Here is a 13324-nt window from a genome sequence, read left to right as displayed (position 1 = left end):
TGTAATACCTAAAAAAGGACCTGCGGTAAATTTATCCCGCAAGTCCTTTTTTCTATTTTATTCATTATCAGGAGATGAGTTGGCAGACTCATCGGGCGTTCCTTCTTTAGATGAATCTTCTTCTGGATCCGGTTTTGAAGGAGCTGTTGGTTCATCAGGAGAAGTGTCCGGTGGATCTTCACTCGTTTCTTCCTCTTTCTCGGGTTTAGATTCCGGTTTTTCGTCTGTTTGAGTTTCATCTGTTGGTTCTTCATCAGATGGACTGTTTGATTCAGGCTTTTTTTCTGGTTTTTGTTCTTGTTTTTCCTCTTCTTGCGGTTGTTCTTCTTCGGTTTCTTCGGGTTTTACAGTATCAGGTTTCGTTTCAGTGCTCGCAGAAGCTATACTGACTTCAACTTGATTTGGCTCTTCCTCTGTTTGATCATTTTTAGATAAAGTTGTATTCCAATATTCAGCAAGCTCTTCATCTGTAGCTCCGATTGCGAAATCATATTGTGACGTTTCAGGGAGGTTATTTGTACTAAAGATTTCTGTAAATGTTTCTCCCGAAACTTCTCGGGTATCGCCATTAGGCAATTCGATTGTTCCCGGCAGCATGCCTGTTTTTTCTAAAACAGATCGCTGTTCAATATTATCCGGTTGCTGATAAGTTTCGCCCGCACCAACTAATTCTGGATTTACTTCATAGATTCTGTTCATTACTTGTGCCCAGAAATTTCGATTTCTTCGACTGGCAGAGAGACCAAATTCATCTTCTATGCCAACATTGATATTATCGTAACCTATCCAAGTACCTAAAGAGATTTTAGGAGTACTGGCAACATACCAAATATCCGTTACTAAATCAGAACGACCGGCAGTACCCGTTTTGGAAATAAAGTCAGAATTAAAGTTCAACTGATTGATTGTATTTCTAGCTGTTCCTTCTGTATGAACATCTCGCAGAATATCTAAGAGCAGATAGTTAGCTTGCGGATTCCAGACACGCGTTTCAACTTGTTCATGCTGATAAATTGCTTCTCCGGATTGATCTTCGATACGCTCGATGACATATGGATCAGCATGGACACCGTCATTTGCGATGCTGGAGAATGCACTGACTAATTCCACTGCAGAAGGTCCAGTAGAAACTCCGCCGATAGCAGTAGCTAACTGAGACTCATAGACATCCAGAGGAATTCTGTCATTACCGATACCCATTCTTTCCATGTAGATTCCAGGGTTTACTTGATCATTTAATTCATTAAAGATCTTGATTGTAGGAATATTCTGAGAAATCGTCAAAGCTTCTCGAGCTGTCATCCAACGGTTTGTAATAGGGCCGGCATTTGTTGGTTCATAAGGATCCTGTCCAACTTGAGGAAAAGAGACTTTCGTATCTGGTATTAAAGTTGCCGGTGTGATCATTCCGACATCTAAGGCGGGACCATAAGTTGCCAGCGGTTTTATAATAGATCCTGGGCTTCGTCCGGGTTTAAAAGCAATATTATAATTGTCTTCTTCATAATCGCGACCTCCGATAAAGGCTAGGACTTTTCCAGTAGCATTATCGATCAGTGAGCCGCTGACTTGCATAGGATACGTCTGGGTATGTGTTTCACCATCTGCATCGGTCCAAGTATATTCTCGGGTTCTGCCTAACGTATCGATCTGCTCTGCAACTACTTGCTCCACAGCATTATGTGCAGCTTTGTCAATCGTTGTATAGATTTTGTAACCGCCGTTACGCATAGCAGCATCGGTTTCTTCTAAATACTGATTATTCAGTTCTTCATCATCAGCAACTTCTTCTGCTGTGAGACCATCTTGTTGGATGAGATGGTTTTTTAGAATTTTGCTTGCCTCTTGGAATGCAAGATCATAAACGTATGACTGATCTTCTTCTTCAATACTTTCCTGATTGATAAAGTCCTGAGTAATATCATACTCAGCAGCTTCTTGATATTCTGCTTCAGTAATATATCCTTCGCGGTACATACGGAATAATACTTCTTTTTGACGCTGCAGTCCGTACTCAAAGCTGTCTTTGAATTCACCTGTTTGCGTATAAGGGCTATACACAATAGGACTCTGCGGTAATCCTGCTATAAAAGAAGCCTGCGGTAAAGTGAGATCTGCAGCTGCAACACCGAAGATTCCTTGAGCCGCTTCTTGAACACCGGCAATATTTTCGCCTTTATTGTTACGCCCGAAAGGGGAGATATTCAAATAAGATTGCAGAATATCTTCTTTAGACATAAAGTTTTCCAAACGCATAGCGAGTAAAATTTCATTGGCTTTACGCTCGTGAGTGACTTCATTTCCGACCAACTGCTGCTTGATTAACTGCTGTGTAAGAGTGGAACCTCCAGAAGAGGATGCACTGTTTGTCAGATCTTGAACAAGAGCTCGAGCCACAGCCTTAGGAACGATTCCGTTATGTTTAAAAAAGTATTCATCTTCGGTTGCAATAATAGCATTGACGACATAAGGAGAAACCTGCTCTAAGTTGACGGGTGTTCTGACAAGGTCACTGCGGACATCGCTGACTAGTTCGCCGCTTCCATAATAAATAGAAGATTTTAACGTATAGTCATCGATTTGAGCTTCCATTTCTTCATATTCTGGAATTTCGCTGCTGTGAACGAGAGAAGCAAAGTACCCTACTGCTGCTCCAGCTCCAAGAGAACCTCCTACTAAAAGGGTAACAGCTAATATAATGACAAGTGCTTTTGCTACTCGATAAGAGATATCAAAATAGTAAAAAAAACCTTTACTTGAAGAAGTCTCTTTTGTTTCTTCTGCTTGTTCGGATTTCTTATTTTCAGATTGATTCATTCTAGACTCCTTTATCTTTATTTTAAATAAGGTATAGCTTGCTATATTATAGCAAACACGCCTTAAAAGTAAAACGAATAGATGTTACAAATTTTACTGTGGTTTGTTTTAAAGAAGACAATAGGGGCTGAAGAGCAAACGCATTCATGGAAATGGATAGAAAAACCCTCTTTCCACTAAAATTGATGAAGCAATTTTAATGATAAAAGGGTTAATCCAATCCGTTATACAGTTTCAGGAAATTTTTCTCCTATTAGTGCCAAACGTTCAGCAACTTCTTCACGGCTTAAATGATGTTCTACAACATAACGATTTTCTGGAGAAATTCTACAGTCATGTGTGCATCCGCGCAGATATTTATGCTCATTTTCTTCTGAAGCTATGATTTGACGGTTGCAAAATGGGTTTCCGCAATTTACGTAACGTTCGCATGGGGTACCATCGAACCAGTCGCGTGCAATAACTGTTTTTTCTTTCCGGTTAATATCTACACTGATACGCTCGTCAAATACATACATTTTGCCGTCCCACAATTCTCCTTGAGTATTGGGGTTGGTGCCATAATTATGAATGCCGCCGTGTAGTTGAGCAACATCTTCAAAGCCTTCTTTCAATAGCCAGCCGCTGAATTTTTCGCAACGTACACCGCCTGTACAATAGGTAACTACACGTTTATCCATAAATTTTTCTTTGTTTTCTTTAATCCAATCCGGCAGTTCTCTAAAATTACGAATATCAGGACGGATCGCACCGCGGAAATGGCCTAAATCATATTCATAATCGTTTCGTGCATCTAACACAATTGTGTTTTCATCTTCAAGTGCTTTACGAAATTCTTCCGGTTCCAGATAGGTTCCGGTCAATCGGTTTGGATCGATATCTTCTTCACCTAATTGAAGTGATACAATTTCCGGACGATAACGTACATGCAATTTTTTGAAAGCATGTCCTTCTGATGGATCGATCTTAAACATCATGTCGCTGAAGCGCTCATCAGCATGCATAGTTTCCATATATTTTTCAGTTTCTTCAATCGTACCTGATACCGTACCGTTTAGTCCTTCATCAGATACTAATATACGGCCTTTAAGGTTAAGATCCTTGCACAGCTGCATATGCTCACTTCTATATTGTTCAGGATTTTCAATTTCTACATATTTATAGTAAAGCAATACTTGGTATTCACTCACGGGGTGTTCCTCCTTGTTCGTTCTACAATTTCGATTCGTATCATAAACATTAAAATTATACTCGAAGGACACAGAGATTGCAAGAATTTGTTACTATATCTCTGAAAAGAGATGTTAAAAAGAAATTAAGATGTAATACTGTTGAAATCTAATGAGCAGATAAACATGCTATACTTTCTCTAGTCCTCAAAAAACTGAGGAAGAGCAACAATACTATGTTACCCGTTAATAAACTCATTCGATGAAAAGTCTATAAAGACAAATTACAGCAGATGGACCGGAAGACACTTTCTTGGAGGGAAGCAATCTTGAAAAGTAAATTATTCGTATTGTCCGCAACTACAACAATGATATTAAGCTCATTAATCTCAGCTCCATTAGTATCAGCTGAAGATTATGATACAAAAATCGATGAAGCAAAAACTCAAGTAGAAAATAATAATCAGCAAATTGACTCATTAAATGAAACGATCAATTCACTGGAATCTGAATCACAAAATACTGAAGCAGCATTAGCATCAATCAATGACGAGATTACCAACAATGAAAACCTAATTAAAGAAACCGTTGAGCGTTTACAGACGGCACACAACAATTTCGATACTTTACAAGTAGAAATTGCAGAATTAGAAGTATTGATTGAAAAAAGAAATGGACAACTGGAAGAACAAGCACGTAAAATTCAAGTAGATGGTCAGACAGCAAATTACATAGAATTTGTGTTAGATTCTGAATCAATTACTGACGTTATCGGACGTATAGACGTCGTAACAAACTTAGTGCAATCCAACAAAGAATTAATGGAAGCTCAAATGCAAGACAAAAAATCTGTAGTGACTAAGCAGGCAGAAGTTGAAAAAACCATTACTCAGCAAAATGCACTGGCTGAAGAACTTGAACAAGTATCTGCAGATCTAGAGCAGCAACAGCTGGAAAAAGAAGTACTGGTTGCCCAGTTATCCGCTGAAAAAGCAACAGCTGAATCAGAGCGTTCAGAATTTCTAGCTCAGCGCGAAGCAGCTGAACTGAAAGTAGATCAATTGATTGCTTCAAGAGAAGAAGCAGCGCGCGCAGCGCAAGAAGCAGAAGAACAACGTCAAAGAGAAGCAGAAGAGCAAGCATTGGCTCAAGCAGAAGCAGAAGCAGAGGCAGCTGAAGAAGAAAATACTGTAACAACAGCTTCTTCAACTCCAGCAGAATCTAGCGAACGTTCTTCAGAGTCTGCTAATGATTCTGAACCGGCTGAATCTACTGGAACAGAATCAGCTTCACAAAGTTCTTCAAATAATCAAAGCTCAAGCAACAATAGCTCAAATAACAATAATTCTAATAACAACAGTTCAAGCAACAATAACTCAAATAACAATAATTCTAATAACAATAGTTCAAGCAACAATAATCAAAATTCAAACAATAGTAGTTCAAATAATTCTTCAGAGAATGAAAGAACTGAAGAGACACAAACTGCTCCTAAAAAAGAGACAGTAGAAAAAGTTGAATCTAAACCGACTCCAACAACAAGCGGAGCTTCATGGTCTGCAATCAAGTCATATGCTGACAGCCAATTAGGAACACCTTATGAATGGGGTTCTGGAGGAACAAGCACATTTGACTGTTCCGGATTTACTAGCTGGGTATTCCGTCAAGTTGGAAAAACCATCCCTCGTAATTCAGCTGCTCAATATGCAAGCTCTCAAAAAGTATCTAATCCTCAACCAGGAGATTTAGTATTCTTTGGTAACGGAAGAGTCACTCACGTAGGGATTTACGCAGGCGGCGGCAGATTTATCGGGGCACAAACCAGCACTGGTGTAGCATATGCCAATGTTCATTCAGGTTACTGGGGTTCAAGATTTATTGGATACGGAAGATATTAATCAGCCAATAACGATTAGTAAACAGAAAAAGGATCGAGATCACATCAGGTGTGATCTCGATCCTTTTTTAAATCTTTAGTTTTTTGTATACTGATCAGTCAATGCGATGAACTGTGCAACATCTTCTTTCAAAATATTGATTCCTTTTACCCAGAAGTCAGTAGATGTCAAATCTACGTTCAGGTGTTTTTCAGCAAGTTCTTCAGTATTCATTGAGCCGGTGTCTTGCAATAATGCAATGTATTGATCCTCAAAATCGGAACCGGATTCCAGAGCTTGAGCGTAGATACCTAAACTGAACAAGTAGCCGAAGGTATAAGGGAAGTTGTAGAAAGAGATACCGCTGATGTAAAAATGAAGTTTGCTTGCCCAGAAGCTTGGATGATAGTCAGACAGGCTATTATCATAAGCTTCTTTTTGAGCTTCTTCCATTAACTCATTTAATCGTTCTGCTGAAACTAGTCCATTTTTACGTTCATTGTAAAAGTTTGTTTCGAAAATGAAACGAGCATGGATATTTAAGAACATAGCTAAGGCATTTTGTATCTTTGTATCTAGTAAAGCAATTTTGTCTTCATCAGAAGAGGCTGACTTAACTGTTGCATCGGAAACTACGAGTTCAGCAAAGGTAGAAGCTGTTTCTGCAACATTCATTGCAAAATGCTGCTTCATATAAGGTAATTCAAAAATAACATGATTGTGGAAGGCGTGACCTAATTCATGTGCTAAAGTCGCTACTTCTCCCGGTGAATCAGAATATGTCATAAAAATGCGCGATTCTTTTGAAACAGGCAACTCAGCACAATATCCTCCTGGTGATTTACCAGGGCGATCTTCTGCTTCAATCCAGCGCTTTTCGAACGCCATTTCCGCAAAATCAGCCATTTTACCACTAAATTTTCGGAAGTTTTCAATTATGAAAGCAGCTCCCTCATCGAAACTGTAAGACTTTGGCTTGCCATTACCAACTGTAACGGGTGCTTCTACGTCCTGCCAACTTAATTGTGCTTTGCCAAGCAGTGCAGCTTTTCTAGATAAATAGTCAGTAAACGGAGCTTTATTTTCAGCAATAGCTTGCCACATTGCATCTAGTGTTTCCTGTTTCATTCGACTAGCTTTAAGCGGTTTTTCTAGAAAATTATCTATACCGTGCGCTTTATAGTCAGTCAGTCTGAAACCTGCTAGATGGTTCAATGTATCTGCAAATAATTCCGATTGGCTGCTCCAGGCAGCTTCCCATTTTTCAAAAAGCTCAGCTCTTACTTTATTGTTCGGATCATTATACATACGGTTTTCTGCTTGTCCAGCAGAAAGCAATTGCTCATTTCCATTTTCATCTGTAACAGGAATTTCGATTTTTGAAACGAGTGTATCATAGTGCTGTTCCCAGCCTTGGATGCCATCTACAGATAACTTAGCCAGCAGCGCTTCTTCTTTTTCAGAAAGCAGTTGTTCTGCTTGTTCTCGGTCTTCAGATAGATTGAATGAGAACGGAGCTAAGGCAGGGTTTTGCAGCAAAGTTTGCCAATCTTCATCTGAAATGGTCGCAAATTTCTTATAAAAAGGGACAGTAATTGTAGATAATTCACTATACAGAACACTTAACCGTCCCATTAAGGTTTTTGCTTTTGAGTTATTGACATCCGCTGATAAGGTTCCGCTGATAAACATACCTGCTTCAGAAATTTGCGGCTGCAGGGTATTTAACTGTTTTAAGATACTTTGCATTTCAGGGTAACCCGGATGGTCCGCTTTGGGATCCCATTGGCTGATTTTCTGACCAAGTTCAGGAATCTCCTGTTCCCATCTTGATAAATCCTGTTCCAGTTCTGGAGCAGTGACGCTTGAATAGATGGATTCCAGATCCCATTTCATACTATAAGACATTTACTCATTCCTTTACTTATTAATATATTTTTCAGTGATTTCCAGATAGTCATCAATGTCTGTTAAGACCATATCGATCGCTGACTGCCAGAAGTCTGGTTTCGTTAAATCTGCATTCAAGTGTTTCTCTGCTAATTCTTCTGTTGTCATACTTGCAGTATCACGCAACAAAGCAATATACTGCTCTTCAAAATCTGTACCTTCTTCAAGTGAACGAGCGTAGATTCCTAAGCTGAACAAGAACCCGAATGTGTATGGGAAATTGTAGAATGGTACACCTGTATTATAAAAATGCAGTTTGCTTGCCCAGAAAGTAGGGTGATAAGTCGAAAGTGAATCTTGGTAAGCTTCTTTCTGTGCTTCCACCATTAATTCTGATAAACGATCATCTGTCACAATACCGGACTTACGTTCATTATAAAAGCTTGTTTCAAACAAGTAGCGTGCGTGAATATTCATAAACATTGTAGCAGCTCTAGCATTTTTACTGTCTAAAAGATTGATTTTTTCTGCTTCAGAAGCCGATTCTCGGACAGTCGCATCTGAGACTACTAATTCTGCAAAAGTAGAAGCCGTTTCAGCAACATTCATGGCATAACGCCGATTCATGACTGGCAGGTCTCTCATGACATAACTGTGGAAGGCATGACCTAATTCATGTGCCAGCGTCGACACATTGCCGGCTGATCCCGAAAAAGTCATAAAAATGCGAGATTGTTCTGATTCCGGGAGATTTGCGCAGTATCCACCTGGTCGCTTGCCGTCACGGTCTTCTGCTTCGATCCACCCGTTCTCAAATGCCGTTTGTGCTAAGTCTTTCATTTTGCCGCTGAAGGTTTCGAAGTTTTCCATAATGAACTCCGCAGCTTCATCATAAGAGTACTGACGCGGTTCAAAGTCGCCGACAGAAACAGAAGCTGTAACATCAGCCCAAGATAATTTTTCAATATTCAAAAGTTGAGCTTTGCGGTTTAAGTATTCGACTACTTTCGGTTTATTTTTCGTGATGGTTTCCCACATCGTATCCAAAGTTTCTTTTTTAAGACGGTTATATTCCAGCGGGCGGTCCATGAAATCCTCTGTACCATGGAGTTTATAGTTTTCCAGACGGAACCCTGCAAGATGATTGAGTGTGTCAGCGAACAGAGAAGCTTTTTCAGCCCATGCCAATTCCCATTTTTCAAGCATTTGGTGGCGTGTCTGCGGGTCTTTTGCTGATCCCATAACGTTTGCCGCTTGGCCGGCAGAGTAGGCTGTAGTCGTTCCGTCTTCATTCTCAAATTCGACTTGTACAGTTGCCACCAAAGTATTGTACAGGTCGCCCCATCCTTTAAAACCGTCATTTGATAAAACATTGATGGCAGCTTCTTCTTCATTAGATAGCAGTTTTTTCCCTTGTTCTCTCTGTTCGTTCAGTGGAAAAGCACTGGCGCTGAAAGGCTCTTTTTCCAGCAGCTGTGTCCATTCACGATCGCTGATCGCTACAAATTTTTTCGTTAAAATCGTGTTGCTGTTGCTCAAAGTACTGTAGAGCGTGCTGATTTCATTTGTCAGCTTAGCTGCATTTTTATCTCTGACATTAGCAGATAACAATCCTCTTGAGTAGGTCATGGCTTCTGACAATCCATTTCCGACTGTTTCAGTAAGTTGAAGCAACGTTTTTAATTGATCATACTCTGGTGCATCTGCCTCAGGACTCCATTCGGAGACTGATTTGTGAACATTTTTGATTTCTTCTTTCATTGATTCAATTTTATTACGCAATTCAGATGAATCGCTTCCCCCATTAAAAATTGAATCCATATCCCAATTAATTGGATAAGACATAAAATATAACTCCCTTTCATATAAATTGTATACTTCTTTATTCTACAAGTTTTTTCTTTCCATATCCATACACATCAGCTAGAATATGTATATTCGAGAGAAAGTTGGGGTTATATGTATAAAAAAACGGGATGGAAAGACAATCTTTTTATTATTCTGGCCTTAATAATGATGATCATACTCTTTTTTAGTTCAAGTATGACTTATCAGGATCAGAATGTTCAGCCGCTTTTAGAAAAACTGTTGTCCGGGGAACCATTAAGAGGATTATTGGAAGGCATTCGCTTTTCCTATGCTGGAAGTGAAGTCAGCATACAAGCTTCAGGCTATACTGGCTTTATTGAATTCTTTATCCGCAAAGCAGCTCATTTTGTATCTTATTTCTTATTAGGCCTGTTCTGGTTTTTAGGAATAAAAAACAGAGTCCAACCTATCTGGCTTACGGTGATGATTGCTTTATTATTAACGGCCGGGTATGCTAGCTTTGATGAATTGCACCAATCATTCAATCCAAATCGAACGGCTTTGATGGAAGATGTTTTCTTAGATTCCATGGGAGCTTTCACAGGGATCTTGATTTCTTGGATATTTTTTACTAAAAGACGGAAACCAAAAAGCAAAATAAAGAAATTAAAGATCAAATAGGCATAAGATCCTATTGAAAGCGTTCAATACAGATTTGAACAATATGAAAAATTTGCTATAATAGGATAGGTTAAACGTCCGAACGATAATGTAAATCAGAAAGTAGGAAAAAGCATGGCAGGACATTCGAAGTGGAAAAATATACAGCACCGTAAAGGGGCTCAAGATGCTAAACGCGGAAAAATTTTTCAGAAATTATCAAAAGAAATTTATAAAGCCGCAAAAGATGGCGGTGGCGATCCAGACACAAACGCAGCGCTTAGACTAGCTGTGGATAAAGCAAAAGCCAATAATATGCCGAACGACAATGTAGACCGTGCGATCAAGAAAGCGACAGACTCCAGTCAAGGCGACAATTATGATGAAGTTGTTTACGAAGGATACGGACCAAACGGTATTGCTGTTCTCGTCAATGGATTAACAGATAACTTGAACCGTACAAGTACAAATGTGCGCGTAGCTTTTAACCGTAATGGCGGATCAATGGGTGAAAAAGGCTCGGTCAGCTACATGTTTGATCGTAAAGGATATATCGCAATTGCCCGAGAAGGATTGGATGTTGATGAAGATACGATGCTGATGAGTGTTCTGGAAGCTGGCGGTGAAGAGCTGGAAACTTCAGAAGATGTATTTGAGATCTATACAGAACCTCAAGATTTTGCTGACGTAAGAGATGCATTAACAGCTGCCGGGTATACGCTAGACCAAGCTGAACTGACTATGGTTCCACAGACAACTGTTCCAGTTCCTGAAGATAAGCTTGAAACATTTGAAAATATGATTGAAGCATTAGAAGATGACGATGATGTCAGCGAAGTCTTCCATAATGCTGAACTGTAAATTTTTGAATAATACTTGAAAGGATGACAATGAGGTCATCCTTTTTTATTTCGTTTTTTTTCGTTACTTCCTATATTTTTAGACAATATATACATAGACAAGTATAAATGCCTGGTAATAAAACAGGCACCAGTAGAGGAGGAAGTACGTGGATATAGAAGCTTTTGCCCAGCACCTTGTAACATTAGCGGATACATTTAAGACAAGTGATATCCATATTCTGCCTGAAGAAAAACACTATTCCGCTTATTTTAGATTGAATGGAAGAATGGAAAAACAATTTTTTCTGGATATAGATGAAGGCACAAGACTCATCTCTTATTTTAAGTTCGTCTCTAACATGGACGTGGGAGAGAGGAGAAAACCGCAAAGCGGCTCGCTGGCTTTTCAATTGCCCGAGAAAAAAATCGATCTAAGATTTTCAACTATAGCAAATTATCATACGAAGGAATCACTGGTCATTAGGCTGCTGCAGCAAAAAGAAGCTTCTGACCATACCGTTAATACTTTTTTTCAACATGAGCTTAACCAGCTGAAAGAGCTGATCTCTTATAAAAGCGGATTGATCCTGTTTTCTGGTCCAGTCGACTCTGGCAAAACGACGACGATTTATCAACTGGTCAAAAATCGTATCACTGAAGAGAAACAGCAAGTCGTAACTGTTGAAGATCCGGTTGAAATTCATGAATCTCAGTTCCTGCAGACCGAAGTCAATGAAAAAGCCGGTATTACTTATGAACATTTGCTTAAATCCAGTCTGCGCCATCACCCGGATGTGTTGATCGTTGGTGAAATCAGAGACGAGGAAACCGCGAAGATGGTGATTCGAGGCGCACTGACTGGACATTTGATTATCGCCTCAGTCCATGCAAAAAATACCAAAGGCATCATTTCTAGATTAAAAGAGCTTGGGATTTCTCAGGAATTATTGGAACAAACGATTATTGGAGCTGTTTTTCAGAAACTCCTTCCAGTTTATTGTCCTCTTTGTGCAAAGCACTGCAGTTCTTACTGTACCCATATTTCACCAGAACAAAAAAGAGCTGCATTATATGAGGTAGTCTCAGGAAAAGATCTTTCCTGCATGTTTGAATCAGAGAGCAATCATCAAAATGAAGCTATACGGACAATTGATCGATCATTCAATCATTTATTGAAGAAGGTGCAACTTTATGGGTTTATCTCAGAAAAAACATGCCGACAGTATGCTATTCCTTAGTGCTGAACACTCTCGAGCACAGGGACTTTTCTTGAAAAGAATAGGACGACTGCTTTGCGAAGGATTCTCTCTAAAAGAAGCCTTGAATTTTGTAGCCATTGCCCCGGCAAAAAAACAGATGTCGTGGGCAGAAAACATAATGGAACTAATCCATTCTGGAGATACGCTTTCTGAGGCATTAAGCAAAATAGGGTTCAGCGAGCGCATCTGTACGCAGATCTATTTAGCGGCTGCTCACGGTGCATTTTCTGAAACAGTTTTGTTAACGGGCACGCAGATGATCGCTAGTGCTCATCGAAAAAAGAAAATCCAATCGATTATCCAGTATCCCATTATGCTGCTGCTATTTGTACTGCTGATGCTGTTGTCCATGCGCTATGTATTATTACCTCATATAGAACGGATCGCTTCTCCTGACTCCGATTCGATTGACTTCGGTACTAGAATGATGATGTCGCTCGTGAATACTGCTCCATTCTGGTTGATCGGTCTGTTTGTCTCTATACTTCTGATGCTGATCGTTATACAAAGGATGATGAGAAACCGTTCGGCAATAGAAAAAACTTCATTTTATGCAGGTATAAGATTTATTCGACCGTTTATTCAATTGTACTGGACTCAGTTTTTTTCTCATGAGTGGAGCCAGTTATTAAAAAGCAACTGCAGTTTTATACAAATTGTTCAGTTGATGCAAGCTGACACAGCTTCTATTCTAGTTAGAGAAGTCGGGGGCGAATTGGAAAAAGAAATGAAATCGGGAAAACCTTTTGAAGAGGCCATCGCTCACTTACCATTTTTAAAGTCAGATTTTAGAGAAATTGCTTTGCATGGTCAGAACTCAGGGAAGCTTGCCAGTGAGATGAAGGTTTATGCTTCAGATTGTGAAGAAGAACTGAACCGTAAAGTAGAAAAGCTGATCGAAAAAATTCAACCAGCCGTTTTTATTTTTGTCGCTTTAATGATTATTGCCATCTACGCTGCTTTATTGCTGCCCACATTTTCTATGATGAAAGGATTATAAA

General features: G+C 39.4%; 9 protein-coding genes. 5 read left to right on the top strand and 4 right to left on the bottom strand.

Annotated elements, in window-relative coordinates; all coding sequences use genetic code 11:
- Positions 1–57: 57 nt before the first annotated feature.
- A complete protein-coding gene (locus tag B6F02_RS08075) occupies positions 58–2817 on the bottom strand; it encodes a transglycosylase domain-containing protein (RefSeq protein ID WP_080146843.1) in 2760 nt (919 codons plus the stop codon).
- 224 nt (positions 2818–3041) lie between these two features.
- Complete coding sequence (gene trhO / locus B6F02_RS08070) at positions 3042–4007, bottom strand: oxygen-dependent tRNA uridine(34) hydroxylase TrhO (protein ID WP_080146842.1); 966 nt, start codon at positions 4005–4007, stop codon at positions 3042–3044.
- Positions 4008–4315: 308 nt separating this feature from the next.
- On the opposite strand from trhO, the gene B6F02_RS08065 reads away from it, so the two are divergent.
- On the top strand, positions 4316–5884 hold the full coding sequence (locus tag B6F02_RS08065; RefSeq protein WP_080146841.1) for a C40 family peptidase: 1569 nt from the start codon (positions 4316–4318) through the stop codon (positions 5882–5884).
- Positions 5885–5959: 75 nt separating this feature from the next.
- Here B6F02_RS08065 and B6F02_RS08060 read toward each other — a convergent pair whose 3' ends face one another.
- Both B6F02_RS08060 and B6F02_RS08055 read right to left on the bottom strand, forming a co-directional pair.
- Complete coding sequence (locus tag B6F02_RS08060; RefSeq protein WP_080146840.1) at positions 5960–7771, bottom strand: M3 family oligoendopeptidase; 1812 nt, start codon at positions 7769–7771, stop codon at positions 5960–5962.
- Positions 7772–7783: 12 nt separating this feature from the next.
- Positions 7784–9598: a M3 family oligoendopeptidase gene (locus B6F02_RS08055; protein ID WP_080146839.1), complete on the bottom strand. Its 1815-nt coding sequence runs from the start codon at positions 9596–9598 to the stop codon at positions 7784–7786.
- Positions 9599–9712: 114 nt separating this feature from the next.
- Between B6F02_RS08055 and B6F02_RS08050 the strand changes: the two genes are divergently transcribed.
- The 4 genes from B6F02_RS08050 to comGB all read left to right on the top strand — a co-directional run bounded on the left by B6F02_RS08050 (position 9713) and on the right by comGB (position 13323).
- Positions 9713–10243 carry a VanZ family protein gene (locus B6F02_RS08050; RefSeq protein WP_080146838.1) on the top strand — a complete coding sequence of 177 codons (531 nt, stop codon included), beginning with the start codon at positions 9713–9715 and terminating at the stop codon, positions 10241–10243.
- 114 nt (positions 10244–10357) lie between these two features.
- Positions 10358–11083 carry a YebC/PmpR family DNA-binding transcriptional regulator gene (locus tag B6F02_RS08045; protein ID WP_080146837.1) on the top strand — a complete coding sequence of 242 codons (726 nt, stop codon included), beginning with the start codon at positions 10358–10360 and terminating at the stop codon, positions 11081–11083.
- A gap of 148 nt (positions 11084–11231) precedes the next feature.
- A complete protein-coding gene (gene comGA, locus B6F02_RS08040; RefSeq protein WP_080146836.1) occupies positions 11232–12302 on the top strand; it encodes a competence type IV pilus ATPase ComGA in 1071 nt (356 codons plus the stop codon).
- Entirely contained in the window at positions 12256–13323 is a 1068-nt protein-coding gene (gene comGB, locus B6F02_RS08035; RefSeq protein ID WP_080146835.1) for a competence type IV pilus assembly protein ComGB, read from the top strand. The genes comGA and comGB overlap by 47 nt, the downstream gene beginning before the upstream one ends.
- Position 13324: the final 1 nt, after the last annotated feature.

This window comes from Marinilactibacillus piezotolerans (assembly GCF_900169305.1).
Classification (GTDB): domain Bacteria; phylum Bacillota; class Bacilli; order Lactobacillales; family Carnobacteriaceae_A; genus Marinilactibacillus; species Marinilactibacillus piezotolerans_A.
This window is presented reverse-complemented; position numbering and strand designations above follow the sequence as displayed.

Bases quoted from the DNA above. Each gene is read 5' to 3' on its own strand.
- B6F02_RS08075 (WP_080146843.1), bottom strand. From the start codon at position 2,817: ATGAATCAATCTGAAAATAAGAAATCCGAACAAGCAGAAGAAACAAAA.
- B6F02_RS08060 (WP_080146840.1), bottom strand. From the start codon at position 7,771: ATGTCTTATAGTATGAAATGGGATCTGGAATCCATCTATTCAAGCGTC.
- B6F02_RS08055 (WP_080146839.1), bottom strand. From the start codon at position 9,598: ATGTCTTATCCAATTAATTGGGATATGGATTCAATTTTTAATGGGGGA.
- B6F02_RS08050 (WP_080146838.1), top strand. From the start codon at position 9,713: ATGTATAAAAAAACGGGATGGAAAGACAATCTTTTTATTATTCTGGCC.
- B6F02_RS08045 (WP_080146837.1), top strand. From the start codon at position 10,358: ATGGCAGGACATTCGAAGTGGAAAAATATACAGCACCGTAAAGGGGCT.
- comGB (WP_080146835.1), top strand. From the start codon at position 12,256: ATGGGTTTATCTCAGAAAAAACATGCCGACAGTATGCTATTCCTTAGT.